Below are 17,420 nucleotides of genomic sequence, written 5' to 3' on the forward strand. Positions count from 1 at the left end.
CAATTAAGCGACTGCATGCACATGCTTCACATGCCTCTCAGCTGGCGCGCTGCCGAGTTAGAGATCAAGTGGCACCCAGACAGTCGTCATTGCCACCGGTTGTGGGAGCACTCAGGAGGGTGCTGTGCCTAGGACCACCTTCAATAAACGATCGTTTATTGAAGACTGCCGGAGTCCTGTGTGGATCAATGCCGGGTCCTGCCTTCTCTCAAGGTCGGTTCGGCAGAGGGGCCAAGATCTCCATGCCCTTCATCGTGAGCAGGATCTCGGTCGAGAGTCAGTAGGCCGGTGGCGGCTGCGCTGCCGCCCGGGCGGGTTGGGGGAGAGCGGAGCTCTTCAACGGCGGCGCCCTCGCGGAGGGCGGCGGCGACGGGGTAGGGCGGCGCGCAGGTCGCTGATGGCGGTCAGTAGGGGCAGGCAGGCGCGCACAAGGTCGGTCAGTGCGGCGGGCAGGCGGGTGGCGGTGTGCAGGATCAGCGTGGCGCCGCCGATGGCGGCCAGGATCGTCGTGGTCATGGCGCAACCATCGGACCGTCGGGCGTTCGGGTGCATCCGGTGGGATCAAGTTGGGCGTGCTGGCCGGTCACCTGGCGTGCCGGGATCTATGCTCCGAACGAAAACGAACAGGCCGCGGCGCGACACCGGCCTGGCGGCGGGCGCGGGAGGAGGAGTGATGGCCGACCCTTCCGCGATCCGGACCCGGGCTGACCTGCACGCAGCCCTGCAACGCCTGCACCGAGCCGATGGCCGCTCTTACCTGGAGTTGGCCGAGGCGACCGGTGTGGCGGTAGCCACCTTGAACGACATGGTCAACGGCAAGAGCTTTCCCCGCTGGCGCACCCTGCAGGCCGTGCTAAGGGCCTGGGACATCCGCTCCAACCGATTACCGGCCTGGCGTGAGGCCTACGTCCGGGCCGAGGCCGACCACAAGGCCCGCCGTGGCGGGCCGCAGACTTCCACACCCACCTCGGGTTCGACGTCTGGGCCGGATCCTGAGCCGGGTAGCGGGCAGATCGTGGAGGGCGACATCCCCCAGCGGCCGCGCGCTTTCCAGCAGCGGCCGGTCCTGCTGGAGGCGTTGAAGAGGCGGATTCGCGCCGAGGGAGAGGCGGTGATCGACGCGGTGACCGGTACGCCGGGGGTGGGCAAGAGCATGCTGGCCGCCTCCTACGCCTGGGAGCGCCAGCAGGCTGGATGGCCGGTCATCGCCTGGATCAACGCCCAGGGCGAGGACCAGATCATCACCGGCCTGGCAGCCCTGGCCCGCCGCCTGAACCTGCACGCCGAGGAGGATGACGCGCGCGCCGCAGCCCTCAAGGCGCGCAACCACCTGGCCGCCTCCGCCCAGCCGGGTCTGCTGGTCTTCGACAACGCCGTCGACGTGGAGGCCGTGAGGGGGTGGTGTCCGGCCACCGGTGCCACCCGCATCCTGATCACCACCCGCAACCGCGCCTTCCACGCTCTGTTCGCGCCTGTCGAGGTCGATGTGTTTCCGGCCGGGCAGGCGGTGGCCTTTCTGCATCAGCGCACTGGCGACACCGGGCCCGGCGCGGACGCAGTGGCCCAGGAACTTGGATGCCTGCCGCTGGCGGTGGCCCAGGCCGGGGCGCTCATCGCCCGCCGCCGCCTCACCTATTCCGGCTACCTGACCCTGCTGCGTGAGTTCCCCCTGCCCGGCTACCTGCCGAGCGCGGGTGACGGCTATCCGCACGGGACCGCCCAGGCGATCCTGCTGTCGATCATCTCCTGCGAGGAGAACATCCCCCGCGCCCGGGAGATGCTGGAACTGCTGTCGGTGCTGTGTGCGGCCGGGGTGCCTCGTGCGATCTTGTACGGCACCCCCGACCCCGATCCGGCCGCCACCGCGGAACTGGACCGGTTGCTGGCCGATCTGGCCGACACCTCGCTGATCAGCTTCAGCGAGGACGGCAGCACTGTCTTCATGCACCGCCTCATCCAGCGGGTCCTGCGCGAACGCGCCCGTCACACTAGCCGACCCACCGGCCAGCTCAGCCACCCGCACGACGACATTCCGCACGATGACCGGATGGTCGCCATTCTGGCCCGGGCCATCGCCCTGCTACGCCAGTTCAATGCTCAGATACCCGTTGGGCCCGCCACTTGGACCGCCCGCTCCGCCGTGGAGATGCTCATCGAACAGACCGCTACCCTGCACGAACTCACCAACGCTGAACTCGGCCATCCGCCCGCTGACCTGATCAACCTGCGCGGCTGGTGCGGCCGATACCTGATCGACCTGGCCGACCTCTCCCGCGCCGCTGTGGTACTAACCCAGACCGTGGCCGACAGTGAGCGAGTGCAGGGCAGCGACCACCCCAATACCCTGAACTCCCGCACCTATCTGGCCTACGCCTACCGAGCGGCGGGCGATCTGGGCCAGGCTCTCTCGCTGCTTGAGCAGACAATGACCGACAGTGAACGCGTACTGGGCCGCGACCATTCCGACACCCTGGCCTCCCGCAACAACCTCGCCAGTGTCTACGAATCGGCGGGAGATCTGGCCAGGGCTATCCCCCTGTTCGAGCAAGCCCTGGCCGAGCGGGAGCGTCTGCTGGGTGGCGAGCACCCCGACACCTTGATCTCCCGTAACAACCTGGCCGGCGCGTATGAGTCCGCGGGGAAGCTAGAGCAGGCCATCCCCCTGTATGAGACGACGCTGGCCGAACGGGAGCGCCTGCTGGGCGGCGACCACCTCGAAACCCTGACCTCCCGCAACGACCTGGCTGGCGCCTACCGGGTGGCGGGTGATCTGAATCGGGCCATTCCCCTATATGAGCAGACGCTGTCCGACTACGAACGGATTTTGGGCAGTGACCACCCCCACACCCTGAACACCCGCAACAACCTGGCCACCGCCTACCGAGCGGCGGGGGATCTGGGCCGGGCCATCCCCCTGCACGAGCAGACACTGTCCGAGCGGGAGCGTGTGCTGGGCGGCGAGCACCCCGACACCGTGCTCTCCCGCAACAACCTGGCTGGCGCCTACCACGCGGTGGGGGATCTGGGCCGGGCCATCCCCCTGTTCGAGCAGACACTGTCCGACTCCGAGCGGGTGTTAGGCATGGACCACCCCCACACCCTGAGCACCTGCAATAACCTCGCCCACGCCTACGCGTCGGCGGGAGATCTGGGTCGGGCCATCTCTCTTTACGAGCAGACCCTCGCAGACTGCGAACGCGTGCTCGGTTCCGACCACCCCACAACAAAGATCGTCCGAAACAACTTGTCCGCCCTCAGGTAGAGCCAGATGGGCTCGAAGTGGGATGCCATATATCGAAAGCTTGTTCACGGGCAATCAGGCCTCGCTCCCGTTAAAATGACCAAGAGCACAGCTTGCCCCATTGGGTCCTTTTAGTCTCAAACTACCCGTTGCCCCGGCCCACCTCTAGACAAATAGCCATCGCTGTGTAAGAAAGCATATGGCGAGGGAGGTGCCTGGCAGTGGGTCAGCCCGATGAATTGCTATGGGACAGTGAACCCAGAACAGTCATCAAACACCGCATCTACCGTCGGTACCTCGACTGTTGGATGGGGAAAATTTGTCAGAGTTTCCAGCACGCCACCATCGTCGACGCGTTCGCAGGACCCGGAGTCTATAAGGACGGGCTGGACGGGTCGCCGGTGGTCATCGCCAAGGCGTTCCTGGAACATCTCCACTCGGAGCGGTTCAACAACCTGTCTGTGCTCTGCGTCGAGAAGCGTAAGGATCGACGCGATCATCTCGAAAGCCTCCTAAAGGGGATCTCTAGACCAACTAAGTTACGACTAGATGTCCTGGAGGCTGGCGAAGCGCTGGCCCGGCACGCGCAACTGGATGCGATCGCTCACCAGTACCACCCGCAGACACCGACCCTGTGGATCCTCGACCCGTTCAACTGGGGCGGAGTCCCATTCGAACTGGTGCGAGCGTGCCTGCGGCGCCCACGTGACGAAGTGCTGATCACCTGGTTCGCTGATGAGATCTATCGATTCTGCGAAGACCCGTCTAAAGAGGCCGCGCTTGACCGCCACTTCGGCCACGGCGCGTGGCGGGAGGCCCGGAAGGTGCGCGGCGAAGGTCCGCGAAAGGAGGCCCTGCTGAAGGCCTACCGGCAAGGCATTGAGAGCCTTCCCGGAAACACCTTCACCGAGTCGTTCTCAGTCGCCAGCAAGAACGCTCACGCCCGCTACTCGCTGATGTTCGCCACTCACGACATGCGTGGCATGGCCTGCTTCAACCAGGCCAAATGGCGTACGGATCCGCACCGAGGGCAGAGCGCGAACGAGTGGACATACGAGCGGCCGACCCTTTTCGACCCTGAGCCCGATCTGTCCCGGCTTCGCCGCGGGTTCGAGTCATTTGCCGGTCACGCCCGCACGTTTGAGTCCCTGGTGAACCTGGCGCAGCGCCTGGGCTTCACCGAGCCCCAGGTACGAACCACGCTGAACGAAATGGCCGAAGACGGACTGGCGATACGGGAGAGCCCTGTCAAATCCAAGACACCTTGGCCAGCAGCGTCCCTGATTCGCTTCTACGTCCCCACACCCGAAGAGGACACAGACAAGGTTCCCTGACGCCTGCGCTCATCGTCACCGGCGATGAGAGAAGGAAGTTCGTCCCAGGTTCGCCCGTCGAGTTCGCGTCCGCCTGCCTTGGGGGTGTAGCCGCCCCATTGCTTGAAGAAGAAGGGCACACCGCGGGTCAAACAGTGATCGCGCAGGTTCCGTATCCAACTTGGATCGACGCGACGATGCCTCGGGCCGCTCTCTCCTCCAGCGATCACCCAGCCGATCCCGTCTAGGTTTAGTCCGTCCAGCGGCCCGAGCATGGGCTCGCACGACAGGAATCGGATGTGGGCGGGAACCCGCCGCAAATCATCTACCCGGAATGCCTGATCGGCCGTCTCGACCGATACGCCCATCCACACATTGTCTGGCCAGAGTAGGTCAGGGGCGAGTAGCCGCAGCCGCCGGGACCGTTTGGTGAGGATTTGGTATGTGTGGCGGGGAGTGTCGGCCATTACGCTGAATGCTTGATGGATGAAGTCTCGGGGGACGCGGGCGTGGAATAGGTCGGACATGGAGTTGACGAAGACTACGCGTGGTGTTCGCCAACGGTACGGCAAAAGGAGCGCATCGGAGTGAATCGTCAGGCCGAATCCCGGGCCAGATGTACGGGGATCGCCATCTGCCTGATATTTCGGATTGCCCATCGCCTTCAAGCGTTTAGCCAGAGTGAGCGCGTAACAATGGTCACAACCGAGCGATATCCGATCACACCCAGTCGTTGGATTCCATGTGGCCTCAGTCCATTCAATGGCGCTGCGATCAGCCATCACGCCCTCCTTTCAAAATTTTTGCCAGACTTGCCTTGAGATCCCCTTTTTTGCGTTCGCCTTTCGTTCTATTATTTATACAGGTAGAGACTGACGTTTTCCGAGTGAATCGAGTTGCGGTGAGGTCACATCTGCCGCTCTCTGGCCGTCGATTCCGACCTCAGGCTATTGAGTGGCCTCTACGCGGAGGTGATGGGAGCGGTTCTTCATCCGGCGGCGGGGTTCACCTGGACCCCGATGTGTCCGATCTCGCTGTGGTACAGGCTCGCGCGTGCCAGCCTGGCCCAGCTCGGAGGCCATCGCCGCCAGGTGATAGCGGGCGTCTTCTGTGTGGTCCTCGGGAGCGCGGTCATCGTCGGCACGCAGGATGTACCGGCCCGGCAGTTCCTCGACTTGGGCGCGCATGTGGTCGGCCAGGGCGGCGGTGTAGCGGGTCATCTCGCCCAGCAGCCATCCGGCCTCATACAGCTCGGGCACGGCCAGCTCGCGGCGCTCGCGCACCGCCTGGAGCAACTCGCCGAACTTGCGCAGGTCCTCGGTGTCCATTGGTGGCCTCTTCTCCCTGTCTCCAGGGCAGCGGGTTGGGGTAGCCGGCGGCCAGGTGTTCGGTCCCGGCGAAGCGCAGCCAGGCCGGATAGTGCGCGGTGGTGATCGCGTCGTCGAGCTCGTGTGGCGGCAGGGACTCGTCGGCCAGGCCGGTCAGCAGCTCCTGGTCGCCCTTGGCGCACAGCTCGCAGGCCTCCATGTGGGTGACCATGAGCCGGATCTCGGCGAGGGTGTATCGGCGGGCGTTCATCGCATCCGGACTTCGACGTAGATCCGCACGTTGCGGCCAGTGCCTCGGGACGGGTACGGCGCGGATACCTCGATCACGTCGAAGACCTGACCGAGCAGTTCGACGGCGTGGTCGGCCGCGTCGGGCAGGCCGACGATGCGGATCTTCATGCGGGTTCCTCCGGGTGAAGGCCGGGTCTGCGGGCCTCGATCAGGGCGTCGCGGGCCTTGGCGTGGTCGATGAGGGCGCGGAGCCAGTCGTGGCCGGCCAGCGCCCAGGCGGGGTGGGCGGCGGCGAGCTTGTCCGGGGTCTGGCGGCGGGCGTGGTCGTAGGCGCTGCTGGCCGTGTCGAAGGTGCGCCGTGCCTGCTTGAGGGTGGCGTCGGCGGCGTCGAGGGCGGCGCGTCCGGCGGCCGCGGTCATGGAATCCTCCGGTGAGGATTGGGCGGGTTCGGGTGGCATGCCGGGCAGCGGGCGACCATGCCGTCCGGCAGTTCCGTCATGCGATCGGTCTCGCCGCACCTGCCGCACCAGGGCGGCCGGTCGCGGACGACGTGCAGGCGTGGCGGGTCGCCGGGGTCTGCGGGCAGGAATGTCCCTGGGTCGGCGAGGTCGGGCAGGCAGGCCGGCCGGCCCACGGGGGCGGTGCTGCCGGAGAGGGCGGGGTCGGTTGCGTGGACCGCCGTGAGCCGGTTCCGCGTGATCTGCGCGCCGATGTCGGCGCAGGCTTGGCAGGACTGGCCGGTGTCGAGGCGGACATGGTCCTCGCAGCGCAGGTCGGGGCAGTGGTAGCCGCGGCGGGTTAGCGTGATCGCGACGGCGACGGGGTCGGTGATGTCCTCGATGCGGTAGCGCCAGTGCTGCCATCGGGCGCCGATGCGGTCGGCCAGCTCGGCAGGCGTGCGGGCCGCGAGTTCGGCGGTGATGGCCGCGAGCACCCGCCGGGTGCCGTGCTCGGAGAGCAGCTCCCTCAACGCCGGTGGGATCGCCGCGCGGTACACCTGTGCCGCGAGCCGCATATCGCGTACCCGGGCTTGGCGAGTGGTTCTCGGTGTCGTCGCGGGTGGAGATCCTCCGGCGTCAGCCGTGGCCTCAAAGCGGGCTATCCACCTGCACGTCGCCTACGGCGGGAGGTCCGGGTGCCTCCAGTTCAGGTGACTTAAGTTCAGGTGTCTCCTGTGGAGTGCCCGGATCTGCCAAGGGTGAGTGCCCGGATCTGCGGGGGGTGAGTGCCCTGGGTTGCGTGGGATCGATGATGCGTTTGCGCCCTTGTGTGGCGTAAGTGGCAGCCGCCACAGCGGCCTGCTTGGGGGTGTGAACCGGGCGAACCAAGAGCTGGCCTCCAGCTCGTTCGGTCACCTCGACCAGGCCCGCCCGTTCGAGATCTCCAAGCCGTCGACGGCCGGTGTCGGCGGAGGCGTTCAGCAGCTGCCCCAGGTGGCGATTCGAGGTTTCCAACGGGTGATCGGCCTTGCTCGGGTGGACCAGCAGGATCAAGCCGTACAGCCGCCACACGTTCGGCGAGATGCGCCGGCCTGGATCGCAGGCGGGCGAAATCAGTTCCAGCGTCCAGGCCGGGACCGCGGCGTGGGCTTCGCCGGTGTCGCGGGGCAGCCGTAGCGCCATGTGCCGGACCGCGCGCTTGGCACCCAGCGGAGCCGACCGGGCCAGCCACGGCCCGCCTGCCCCATCGGCCAGCAGGGAGCGCCGCGCCCTGTCGAGCGTCTTCTCGCTGACGCCTAGTGCGTCGCCGACCCAGCAGCGGCGAGCGCGCGCGGCCGCGCGACCGCCGCCCAGCTTGCGCGGCATCAAGGTCTCGTAGACCGCCCACGCCGCCACAGCGAGGCCTGCGTGATCGGGAGAGCGCAGCAGGCTGGCGGGCATCTGGATGCGACCACGCGGATAAGGCTTCGGGGGGGGCGTGCGGGGGGCCGTCGCAGCGGCTGCTGGGTCGATGGCCGTCGCGGCAGTCATTTGGCCGCCCCGCGGCGGCCGGCAAGCACCTGTCCAAGACGGATGGCGTCTACGCCGACCCTCGCGGCGCACCTTGTGGCTGTACGATGCAGAGCAGTTCGACCTACGCTCTGACCAGGTGCGACGGGTCGCCCCGTACAGCTGCAAAGTACAGCTACCGCCCCGTACATAGCTGTACTGCCATGGACGTCTACGGACGGTTGTTCGAAATCTGCGAACCCAAACCCGTGGTAGATCTTTGTCCGATTATGAGGCATCATGGGGTCCGCACGCTGGGCCGATGCCGGGTGTGCCTTCAACTTCAGACCGCGGGAGCTCGGGCGTAACCGGGCTGAGAGGGTAGCCAGCGCTACCGACCGCATGAACCTGTCCGGGTAATGCCGGCGTAGGGAGCGTGTGTCAATGGCGCGTGTCGTCGTGGAGTCGGTTGAGGCTCCGCTCACTCTGGATGAGGCGCCGCCGAAGGCGTTGGGGGTGCTCGATCAGGGGGCGCTCTGGGCCAATCTCGGGGTCAGTCTGCTGGGGTTCTCGGGGGCTGTGGCGCTGGTCAATCCGCTGGGTGATCGGCCGTTGAGTTTTGTCGCGGCGTTGACTGCGGCGGTGGTGGGGAGCCTGGTCGGGACGGCGATGGTGGGGCTCGCGGCGGTTCCGGGGACGCGGACGGGGGCTCCGGCGATGGTCCTGCTGCGGGGGCTGTTCGGGGCGAAGCTCTCGTATCTGCCGACCGTGCTGAACATCGTGCAGATGCTCGGGTGGGGCGCGTTCGAGCTGTGGGTGATCGCGCAGGGGGCGCAGGCCATCGCGGGGACGATGGGGGTCACCGTGCCGGATACGGTGTGGGTGATCATCGGGGGCGTGATCACCACGGCGTTGACGATCCGGCCGCTGGGGGCGGTCCGGCTGTTGCGGCGGTACGTGACGGTCGGGGTGATCGTTTCGATGGTCTACTTCGGGTACGTGTTCTGGCAGCGCGGGCCCGAGTTGGGCAGCGGGTCGTGGGAGGCGTTCGCGCCCTCGGTGGACTACGTGATCGCGCTGTCGGTGTCGTGGGTGCCGCTGGCCGCGGACTTCTCGCGGTTCTCGCGGTCGGGCCGGGCCGCGTTCGGCGGGGTGGTGGGCGGATACACGATCGCGCAGGTGGCCTGCCTGACCCTGGGGATCGCGGCGATGGCGCTGGTCGGCAACGATCCGGCGAAGGTCTGGGATCCGTTCGTGGCGGCCTCGTTCGGGGCCGTCTTCTTCGGGATCCTGGTGCTGCGGGAGACCGATCAGTCGTTCGTGAACGTGTATTCGACCACGATGTCGGTGCAGAACCTGATGCCCCGGGTGGACCGGCGGATCATCTCCGGGATAGTCGGGGCGTTCGTCACGCTGCTGGCGATCTTCGTGAACGCGGACACGTACGCGGCGTTTCTCGGGATCATAGGCGCGGTGTTCGTGCCGATGTTCGCGGTGCTGGTGGTCGACTACTTCCTGCTCGGCGGGGCCACGCGGTGGGACGTCTCGGAGCGGGCGCCGTCGCGGTGGCTGATGGTGCTGCCGTGGGCTCTCGGGTTCTGCGCCTGGTGGCTGCTCGGCGCGTTGCCGCAGGTGCCCTGGTGGGAGTCGCTGTGGATGGGCATCAGGACCGGTCTCGGGTTCACTCCCGCGCCGTGGATGAGCGCCGCGCTCGGGTCCTTCCTGGTCGCGGCGGTGGTCACGCTGCTGGTGGGCCGCCGCCGCACCTGATCGGGGTACGGCGACGGGAGACCATCAGCGAATCGACGCGAACGCGACACCGGCGGCGGAGGCGATCACGGTCGCCAGCACCACCAGCACGAGCGGCGACTTCAGCGGGTTGGGCCGCTTCAGCGGCGGCTCCGCCAGCTGCCTCCTGATCCTCGGAGGCGTCGGAGTGCTCGACGGCGACGGGCTCGGCGTCGCCGAACTCGTCCGGACCACGGGGATCACCACCCGCGGGGTGACCGTCCGAGAGGGGGACGGCCGGGGCGCGGGCGACCGCGCCGGGGTGGGACTCGGCTCCGGCGCGGGCGTCGGATACGACTCCGGCGAGGGCTCCGGTGAAGGTTCCGGCGTCGGCGTGGGCGGCTGGTATGGAGGGTGCGGATCGGGCGGGCAGGGATAGCCCCCGATCCCGATGCCGACCTGGAGGCTGACCACAAGGTTCACATCGAGGCAGACCTCGATCAGCCCATGCTCATCCCCGCCATCCAGCGAGGAAGCAGCCGCGGGCCCCGCCGCGACGCTCAACCCGACGAGCACCCCCGCCAGCACCACAGGAAGCCGCATCTCAGCCGATCCCGGAGATCCGCTGGAACTCCTGCAGCGCCGCCGAGAACGCGTCCGGCCGCACCGCGAGGCCGCCGTCGAAGACCCGGACGATGTCAAAGGTCAGGAACACCCCGACCCCGAGCAAAGCCGCCATCGCCAGCAACGGCACCAGCGTGGCCCCCCGCGGCCGGGCCCCCGCCATGAACGGGAACAGCAACACCAGCAGGCCGGTCACCACGGTCAGCACCAGGATCCCGGTGGGCGGGGTGGCCTGCGCGTCGGCAGCCCGCTGGCGTCGCGCCGAGGTCAGGTTCTGCACCTGCTCCAGCACCGCCATCTTGGCGTCCTCGGTGGCACCCGCGGTCGTTTCCAGGCTCGCCACCTGGGTGCGGAGCGTGTTCAGCCGGGTGGAGCCCTCGGGGCTGAGGTTGCCCTTGGCCATCACCCGCCACTCCTCGTCGATCACGAACCCGACATAGTCCCGCAGCTCGGTCTGGACCAGACCGGCGGTCGGGAACGGCAGCGCGCTGGCCGCCCAGTACGCCTCCACAGCCGCCTGGCTCTCCGTGTAGGTGTTCTGCCGGGCCGAGTCCGCCGTCGTCCACGGCACGATGATCGCGATCGCGAAGACCAGCAGGAACAGGGCCGACAACATCGCCCCGGCGTGGCCGACGGTGGGGCCGCCCGGGTCCCGGTCGTCGGATCCGCGGTCGAGCTTGCGGAAAAGGAAGGCGGCCAAGGCCACCACGCCGATCGCCGTCGCGATCGCGAAAACGCAGGCCACCATGGCCACCCCTCGTCACTTTGCTGATTGCATGCCGTGACATAGCTATCACATTAAGTGACGATCGCAAACCCAAGGTGACTAGTTCAGCACGCCTTCCATACGAAGAAGATGCTCTTTGGCGGGCGCGCCCCCCGCGTACGACCCGATCGAGCCGGAGGAGTCGATCGCCCGATGGCAGGGCACGACCAGGCAGACCGGATTGGCGGTGATCGCGTTGGCCACCGCCCGCAGCGCCTGCGGGCGCCCGATCCGCCCGGCGATCTCCTGGTACGTGGTGACGCTCCCGTATCCGACGGCCACCATCATCGGCAGCACCGTACGCGCGAAAGGTGTCGCCAAGCGCAGGTCGAACGGCACGGTGAAGGCCCGCAACCGCCCGGCGAAGTACGCGTCGAGCTCGCGCCGCACCGGATCCAGGCGACGCGGGTCAGGCCCGATGAACCTACCCACGTCACGATAAATCCGGGCGAACACCGTGTGCTCTGATTCGAAGCTGCACGCCACGACACCGCGGGACGTCACCGCCAGGACCACGCCGCCGACGGGCGTTTCCGCCGTGCCGAACGCGACATCCGGCGGGGTCTCCCCGACGTAGTTGGGCGCGGTCACGCGAAGCAGGGCTTCGAGGTCCCCCGTGGACACCCCTTGAGACATGGCCCCACTTCCTCTCGCTCTCCTGAGCAGCGTAGCGGAGCCATGAAAAACACCAAGATCACGACCTGAAAACAGGCACGATGGAGGGATGGAGAGTGATCACAGGGACGAATGGGACACCGAGGACGATGGTCTGGCCAAGGCCGTGGTGGCCGCGGCCGCCAACGCCATCGTCGCCCTGGACCGCGACCTCTCCGTGCTCAGCTGGAATCCGGCCGCCGAGCGGCTGTTCGGCTGGCCCGCCGCGGAGCTGCTCGGCCGCCGCGCGCCGCTGGTGCCGAGCGAGCTGATGGCCGAGCACAACGCCGTGCTGGAACGGGTGCGCAACGGCGGCCAGGTCTCGCTCAGGACCAAACGTTTCCGCCGCGACGGCCAGCTGCTGGACGTCCAGGTCGACACGAGCGCGCTCCGTACCGAATCCGGCACGCTACTCGGATATGTCAGCGTTTATCACCTCACCGAGGAGGACGAGGCCGCGCGCAGCCGGGTGGTTCGCCGGGCGCGTCTGGTCCGCCGCCTCACCGACGTGGTCGGCGACATCAACGCCGAGCTGGACCTTCCGGTCGTGCTGGACCGGATCGCCGCCAGCCTCACCGAGCTGACCGGCGCGGACGCGGGCGGCTTCGTCCTGATCGAGGGGGACCGGCTGAGACTGGTCGGCTCGCACCAGTTGCCCGACTCGATCCGCGGCGCCACCGCCGACCTGGGATCCAGCCTGGTCGGCAAGCTCCTGCGCACCGGCAAGCCGGTCATGCTGGAAACCGGGCACGAGGGGCTTCAGGACCTCATCTGGGCCAAGCTCGACGGTCTGCACACCATCGCGGTCGGCATCGCGGCCGTCGGCGGTCGCCCCTATGGAGCGCTCTACGCCCTGTTCGCCAAGCGCAAACCCGGCCATCTCGAGCTCGAACTGCTGGAACTCCTGGCCGGCCACGCCGGCATCGCGGTGGCCAATGCCACCGCCTACCAGGACGCGGTACGGCAACGCGCCCACGAGCGCGCGGTCTTCGACGCCAGCGCGGACGGCATCGCCGTACTGGACGGAACCGGCAGCGTGATCCAGTGGAACCCGTCCGCCGCCGAGCTCACCGGGTTCCCCGCGGACGAGGTCATCGGCGGCCCGCCCCCGTTCGCGCTGCCGCTCCCCGGCGAGAAGCTGACCATCCAGCTCCCCTCGGGCCGCTGGCTGGACGTGCTCTGCGCCGAGATCGATGAGACCGGCGAGATCGTGGTCGACTTCCGCGACATCACCAGGGCCAAGGAGCTGGAGGAGGCCAAGGACCTGTTCCTGGCCACCACCAGCCACGAGCTGCGCACCCCGATCACGGTGGTGCGCGGGTTCGCCAGCACCCTGGACGCCCGCTGGGACAAGATGTCCGACACCGAGCGCCGCTCCGCCGTGCACACCATCGCGGAACGCGCCAAATCCCTCGGCCAGCTCATCGACCACCTGCTGCTCGGCGCCCGGGCCGGCGCGGCCGAGCCCCCGGTCCGCTCGGAACGTTTCGACCTGGCCGAACGGGTGCACGCGGCCACCCTCGGCCTGCCCGTGCTGTCCGACCGGCACCGGGTCGAGGTGACGATCCCGGAGGACCTGCCAGCCGTGCACGGCGACGCGCTGGCCACCGACATCCTGCTCGGCCAGCTGCTGGAGAACGCCTTCAAGTACTCCCCGGACGGCGGTCTGATCCGGGTCGAGGCCTGGCCGGAGGCCGACAGCGTGGTGCTGGTCGTGGACGACGAGGGCATCGGCATCCGCCCGGCCGACCGGGAGCGGGTGTTCGAGCGTTTCGTCCAGGGCGACAGCGGCGATCGCCGCCGGTTCGGCGGGGTCGGCCTCGGGCTTTACATCGTGCGGAGTTTGGCCCGGGCCCAGGGCGGCGAGGTGACCGCGCTGGCCCGTCCCGGCGGCGGCACCCGGATGCGTTTCGTGCTCCGGGTGGACGCCGGGGAACCCCATTACAGGAGCGGACTCACCGGCGCGGTAACGGACGGGTAACGGTACGTATGACCTATCCTCCAATGTTCACAAGCTGTAATGGTCGATCGGTTTCCGCTCTCAGCTAAGCGGGCATTTCGGTCGTACTGGGGTGCGCGGTCCCTAGCGGCCCTCAGCGGTACGGGAATACGGGGAGGTGAGTGCGTCGAGCGTCATCATGTTGCCGTATGCACTGGCGAGTGTCGCCGTCGCGCGACAACGCCTCAGCGCCGATCTGCTCGAATCCGGGGTGTACGCGGGAGCGGTCGACGACACCGTGCTGGTGATGAGCGAGCTCCTCAGCAACGCCCTGAGGCATGCGCACCCGCTCGCATCCGGGCAGCTCAGAGTGGCGTGGGCCTGTGCGGAAGGCCACGTGGAGATCTCCGTCAGCGACGGCGGCGCGGCCACGGAACCGCGGGCCGGCCGCCCGACGCTGTCGTCCCTCGGGGGCCGCGGGCTCGGCATCGTGGAATACCTGGCCGAGCGCTGGGGCGTACGGCACGAGGGCGAGTCCACGACGGTCTGGGCGATCCTGCACGCGCCTCAGCCTGCCCGAAATACGCAGACGCGGACGACCGGAATGTGCGCGCTGCGTGAGGTCGTCTAAACCGTCCGTAGGGAACGTTCGGCGGTCGTCCAAGCCGTGCTGATCACGAGATAGATACCCGCGGCGAGCGGGAGGAATCCGGCGGCGATCACGCTTCCATAAGGCAACAGTCGAAACAGCCTCGACATTGGCACGTCCGGCATTTCGGGAATCAGGCGCGTCGACTGCCAGGCGACCAGCGCGAGCAGCACGAACAGCCCGAGGAAGATCAGCGAAGGCACGCCGAACAGTCCCGAATGTGCGACGACCGCACCGAAATGTTCACCTAGTGGTACCCCAAGCGTACTTTGCGCCAGTAGGAGATTCGGCTGTCCGGCGATCGTCGCGGAGACGAACAACCGGTACATCACCAGGAAGAACGGGAGTTGCGCGAGCCCGGCGCCGAACCCCGCGAACATGGACGTGCCCTCGCGGGCGTAGAGGGCGCCGAGTTCCCGCTGGAAACGTTGCGGATCGCGGGCGAACTTTTTGCGGAGTTTCGCCACGTCCGGGGCGAGCCGGGCCTTCGCCCGCTGGGCGCGGGCCTGGCGCAGGCCGAGCGGGAGCAGCAGCAGCCGGACGCCGACGGTGAGCAGGATGATGGCGAGCGTGGCGCCGGTCAGGCCGGTGAGCGCGGTGAGCAGGTCGTAGGCAGGGGAGAGCACGAAGTCGAACATGGGTGGGAAGCCTTTCGTCAGGGTTTGAACATGACGAAGGCGCTCGTGGTCAGGCGAGCGCCGGGCTTCCCGATGGGGCTCTCGGGCGGGGGCGTCCGGCGGTGCCCGGGTCGCGAAGCCGTACGACAACGGCTTCAACGCTCTCCCCGAGCAACGCGGACACGATCCTGGGCGCGGCGGCCAGCCGGCCGAGCGCCCAGGAGAGGAGCAGCAGGCCCACGGCGGCCAGCACGCCCACGCCGGCAGGCAGGGCGAGCAGTCCGAGCAGGGCCTGGAGGATCATCGTGAGCTCTTGCCCACCAGGGTGATCGTCACGACGACGGCGAGCGCGATCAGCGCGAAGATCAGCAGGAATTTCAGCGTCGCGAACAGGGCGGGGATCAGGAAGCTGACCACCAGCCAGATTGCGAGAAGGATGCCGACGACGGTCAGCGCGGTTCGGGCCATGACCTCAAAATACGCGCTGCCACCGACAGTCGCGAGAAGATCAGAGGTTTCACGTGAATCAATTACGGCCTTCTAACGGGTTCGCGGGGGTGCAAGCAGCGAGCCCTAGTCTGGGAGGGTGACCACCAATCCCGCCGCGCGCATCCTCGTTGTGGACGATGACCCGACTGTGGCCGAGGTGGTGGCCCGGTATCTGGAGCGGGACGGGCATGAGGTCGAATGCGTCGGGGATGGCGCTGAGGCGTTGCGGCGGGCGCTGGCCAATCCGCCCGATCTGCTGGTGCTCGACCTGATGTTGCCGAAGATGGACGGACTGCAAGTGTGCCGGAAGCTGCGTGAGCGCTGGCCGGTTCCGGTGATCATGCTGACCGCGCTGGGTGAGGAGATCGACCGGGTGATCGGTCTGGAGACCGGTGCCGACGACTACGTGACCAAGCCGTTCAGCCCGCGCGAGCTGGCGTTACGAGTGCAGTCGGTGCTGCGCCGGGCGCGTGGCGCGCTGGTTCCGACCGGCACCGGCGTGCTCAGGGACGGCGACCTGGTGGTGGACGTGGGTGCCCACGAGGTGCGGCTCGGCGGCGCCGAGATCACCCTCACCGCGCGTGAGTTCGACCTGCTCGCCTACCTGCTGCGCAACCCCCGCCAGGCGTTCAGCCGGACCGCGCTGCTGGACCGGGTCTGGGGCTGGTCGTTCGGGGATTCGTCCACGGTGACCGTACATGTGCGCAGGTTGCGGGAGAAGATCGAGGCTGATCCCACAGATCCGCGCAGGATCGTCACGGTCTGGGGTGTCGGCTACCGTTACGAGCCATTGTCGTGATCTTCCAGGCGCTCGCCGTCAGCGCCGGGTTCGGCCTGATCATCGCGCTGCTCGGGGTGGGCGTGCTGCGCCTGCTGCGGCGGCGGTCGATCGGCGTGATGCTGAGCGTGGTCGCGGTGATCACCGTGCTGGCCACGCTGGCGGGGGTCGTGGCGATCACGATGGCGATGGTCATCGACGGGCGGCCGCGGGACATCGTGCTCACCATCATCGCGATTGGGGCGATCGTCGGCGTCGGGGTCGCGCTGGTCACCGCGCGGCGGCTGGTGGCGGCCAGCAAGGCGCTGGTCAACGCCGTCGAGGAGGTCACCGAGACCGGCGAGTACGTGGCCCCCGACCGGATCGCGCTCCCCGCCGAGCTGGAGAAGGTCAGCCAGGCGCTCGACCAGGCGTACGCGCGAATTCGCAACGGCCGGGAGCGGGAGCGGACCCTGGAGAGCGCGCGGCGCGAGCTGGTCTCGTGGGTGAGCCACGATCTGCGTACGCCGCTGGCGGGCATGCGGGCGATGGCCGAGGCGCTGGAGGACGGCGTGGTCGACGATCCAGCCACAATCCGGCGCTATCACGCACAGATCAGGCTGGAGGTGGACCGACTGTCCGGGATGGTGGACGACCTGTTCGAGTTGTCCCGGATCCATGCGGGTTCATTCCGGCTAGCGAAGGCGCGGGTGGGGCTGGGGGACGTGGTCGCCGACGTGCTGGCGGGAGTGGAGCCGCTGGCCCGGGGTGTGCACTTGATGACGGAGGTGGAGCCCGTGCTGCCGGTGCACGCCGATCCGGGGGCGATCGGGCGGGCACTGCGCAACCTGCTGGTCAATGCGATCCGGCATACCCCGTCGGATGGTTCTGTATCGATCAGGGCCGTGACGGATGGGGAAATGGTGAGTTTGTCGGTCCTGGATGCGTGTGGGGGTATTCCGGCGGACGATCTGGCGCGGGTCTTCGATGTGGCCTTTCGTGGCGAGCTGGCCCGCACGCCTGGGCCCGATGGCGGCGGGCTCGGTCTGGCGATCACGAAAGGCTTGGTCGAGGCGCACGGCGGCACGGTCACCGTGGCGAACGAGGGTCCGGGCTGCCGCTTCGAGATCCGCCTGCCGACAGCACGACTCTGACG

The 17,420-nt window shown here is 67.9% G+C and carries 21 protein-coding genes and 1 riboswitch; of the genes, 7 read left to right on the forward strand and 14 right to left on the reverse strand.

The annotated features are described in order from the left end of the window. Positions 1–336: 336 nt before the first annotated feature. A complete protein-coding gene (locus Aple_RS52450) occupies positions 337–516 on the reverse strand; it encodes a hypothetical protein (RefSeq protein WP_170321911.1) in 180 nt (59 codons plus the stop codon). Between the two features lie 157 nt (positions 517–673). Between Aple_RS52450 and Aple_RS40200 the strand changes: the two genes are divergently transcribed. After that, on the forward strand, positions 674–3,262 hold the full coding sequence (locus Aple_RS40200) for a helix-turn-helix domain-containing protein (RefSeq protein ID WP_170321912.1): 2,589 nt from the start codon (positions 674–676) through the stop codon (positions 3,260–3,262). A 200-nt stretch (positions 3,263–3,462) separates the two neighbouring features. Further along, on the forward strand, positions 3,463–4,575 hold the full coding sequence (tcmP, locus tag Aple_RS40205; protein WP_170321913.1) for a three-Cys-motif partner protein TcmP: 1,113 nt from the start codon (positions 3,463–3,465) through the stop codon (positions 4,573–4,575). On the opposite strand, the gene Aple_RS40210 is transcribed toward tcmP, so the two are convergent. The 7 genes from Aple_RS40210 to Aple_RS40235 all read right to left on the reverse strand — a co-directional run bounded on the left by Aple_RS40210 (position 4,533) and on the right by Aple_RS40235 (position 7,993). Further along, on the reverse strand, positions 4,533–5,336 hold the full coding sequence (locus tag Aple_RS40210) for a DUF5131 family protein (RefSeq protein WP_155350022.1): 804 nt from the start codon (positions 5,334–5,336) through the stop codon (positions 4,533–4,535). The two genes, tcmP and Aple_RS40210, sit on opposite strands and share 43 nt — an antisense overlap. Before the next feature lie 165 nt (positions 5,337–5,501). Further along, entirely contained in the window at positions 5,502–5,882 is a 381-nt protein-coding gene (locus Aple_RS40215; protein WP_155350023.1) for a hypothetical protein, read from the reverse strand. After that, positions 5,797–6,132 (reverse strand): hypothetical protein, encoded by a 336-nt coding sequence (locus Aple_RS52455; protein WP_170321914.1) that lies wholly within the window; start codon positions 6,130–6,132, stop codon positions 5,797–5,799. Before Aple_RS52455 ends, Aple_RS40215 begins: the two co-directional genes overlap by 86 nt. After that, the gene (locus Aple_RS40220; RefSeq protein ID WP_155350024.1) at positions 6,129–6,281 is read right to left on the reverse strand and encodes a hypothetical protein; all 153 of its coding nucleotides are present in this window, start codon (positions 6,279–6,281) and stop codon (positions 6,129–6,131) included. The genes Aple_RS52455 and Aple_RS40220 overlap by 4 nt, the downstream gene beginning before the upstream one ends. After that, the gene (locus Aple_RS40225) at positions 6,278–6,532 is read right to left on the reverse strand and encodes a hypothetical protein (protein ID WP_155350025.1); all 255 of its coding nucleotides are present in this window, start codon (positions 6,530–6,532) and stop codon (positions 6,278–6,280) included. The genes Aple_RS40220 and Aple_RS40225 overlap by 4 nt, the downstream gene beginning before the upstream one ends. Then, positions 6,529–7,128, reverse strand: coding sequence for a hypothetical protein (locus Aple_RS40230; RefSeq protein ID WP_155350026.1), 600 nt, complete (start codon positions 7,126–7,128; stop codon positions 6,529–6,531). The genes Aple_RS40225 and Aple_RS40230 overlap by 4 nt, the downstream gene beginning before the upstream one ends. 73 nt (positions 7,129–7,201) lie before the next feature. Then, positions 7,202–7,993, reverse strand: coding sequence for a hypothetical protein (locus Aple_RS40235; RefSeq protein ID WP_155350027.1), 792 nt, complete (start codon positions 7,991–7,993; stop codon positions 7,202–7,204). Between the two features lie 388 nt (positions 7,994–8,381). Then, positions 8,382–8,493, forward strand: a riboswitch (TPP riboswitch). Here Aple_RS40235 and Aple_RS40240 point away from each other — a divergent pair. After that, complete coding sequence (locus Aple_RS40240) at positions 8,486–9,811, forward strand: purine-cytosine permease family protein (protein WP_155350028.1); 1,326 nt, start codon at positions 8,486–8,488, stop codon at positions 9,809–9,811. It overlaps the preceding riboswitch by 8 nt. Positions 9,812–9,835: 24 nt before the next feature. Here the strand turns inward: Aple_RS40240 and Aple_RS55830 are convergent, their stop codons facing one another. The 3 genes from Aple_RS55830 to Aple_RS40255 form a co-directional block, all read right to left on the reverse strand. Then, positions 9,836–10,372 carry a hypothetical protein gene (locus Aple_RS55830; protein WP_155350029.1) on the reverse strand — a complete coding sequence of 179 codons (537 nt, stop codon included), beginning with the start codon at positions 10,370–10,372 and terminating at the stop codon, positions 9,836–9,838. A gap of 1 nt (position 10,373) precedes the next feature. Beyond that, positions 10,374–11,141 (reverse strand): bestrophin-like domain, encoded by a 768-nt coding sequence (locus Aple_RS40250; protein WP_155350030.1) that lies wholly within the window; start codon positions 11,139–11,141, stop codon positions 10,374–10,376. A gap of 78 nt (positions 11,142–11,219) precedes the next feature. Beyond that, on the reverse strand, positions 11,220–11,795 hold the full coding sequence (locus tag Aple_RS40255; protein WP_246265082.1) for a methylated-DNA--[protein]-cysteine S-methyltransferase: 576 nt from the start codon (positions 11,793–11,795) through the stop codon (positions 11,220–11,222). A gap of 88 nt (positions 11,796–11,883) precedes the next feature. Between Aple_RS40255 and Aple_RS40260 the strand changes: the two genes are divergently transcribed. Continuing rightward, positions 11,884–13,794 (forward strand): PAS domain S-box protein, encoded by a 1,911-nt coding sequence (locus Aple_RS40260; protein ID WP_155350031.1) that lies wholly within the window; start codon positions 11,884–11,886, stop codon positions 13,792–13,794. Between the two features lie 136 nt (positions 13,795–13,930). Beyond that, the gene (locus Aple_RS40265; RefSeq protein ID WP_246265083.1) at positions 13,931–14,383 is read left to right on the forward strand and encodes an ATP-binding protein; all 453 of its coding nucleotides are present in this window, start codon (positions 13,931–13,933) and stop codon (positions 14,381–14,383) included. Here Aple_RS40265 and Aple_RS40270 read toward each other — a convergent pair. Genes Aple_RS40270 through Aple_RS52460 form a run of 3 tightly spaced genes read right to left on the reverse strand, consistent with a single transcriptional unit; the run spans position 14,380 to position 15,486 of the window. After that, positions 14,380–15,039 (reverse strand): YidC/Oxa1 family membrane protein insertase, encoded by a 660-nt coding sequence (locus Aple_RS40270; protein ID WP_155350032.1) that lies wholly within the window; start codon positions 15,037–15,039, stop codon positions 14,380–14,382. The two genes, Aple_RS40265 and Aple_RS40270, sit on opposite strands and share 4 nt — an antisense overlap. A gap of 49 nt (positions 15,040–15,088) precedes the next feature. Continuing rightward, on the reverse strand, positions 15,089–15,322 hold the full coding sequence (locus Aple_RS40275; RefSeq protein ID WP_155350033.1) for a DUF6412 domain-containing protein: 234 nt from the start codon (positions 15,320–15,322) through the stop codon (positions 15,089–15,091). Beyond that, entirely contained in the window at positions 15,319–15,486 is a 168-nt protein-coding gene (locus Aple_RS52460; protein WP_170317242.1) for a hypothetical protein, read from the reverse strand. Before Aple_RS52460 ends, Aple_RS40275 begins: the two co-directional genes overlap by 4 nt. 118 nt (positions 15,487–15,604) lie before the next feature. Between Aple_RS52460 and Aple_RS40280 the strand changes: the two genes are divergently transcribed. Both Aple_RS40280 and Aple_RS40285 read left to right on the forward strand, forming a co-directional pair. Continuing rightward, the gene (locus tag Aple_RS40280; protein ID WP_155350034.1) at positions 15,605–16,306 is read left to right on the forward strand and encodes a response regulator transcription factor; all 702 of its coding nucleotides are present in this window, start codon (positions 15,605–15,607) and stop codon (positions 16,304–16,306) included. Beyond that, positions 16,303–17,418 (forward strand): sensor histidine kinase, encoded by a 1,116-nt coding sequence (locus tag Aple_RS40285; RefSeq protein WP_246265084.1) that lies wholly within the window; start codon positions 16,303–16,305, stop codon positions 17,416–17,418. Before Aple_RS40280 ends, Aple_RS40285 begins: the two co-directional genes overlap by 4 nt. The last annotated feature ends 2 nt before the right edge of the window (positions 17,419–17,420 follow it).

It is taken from the genome of Acrocarpospora pleiomorpha, from assembly GCF_009687885.1.
Taxonomy (GTDB): domain Bacteria; phylum Actinomycetota; class Actinomycetes; order Streptosporangiales; family Streptosporangiaceae; genus Acrocarpospora; species Acrocarpospora pleiomorpha.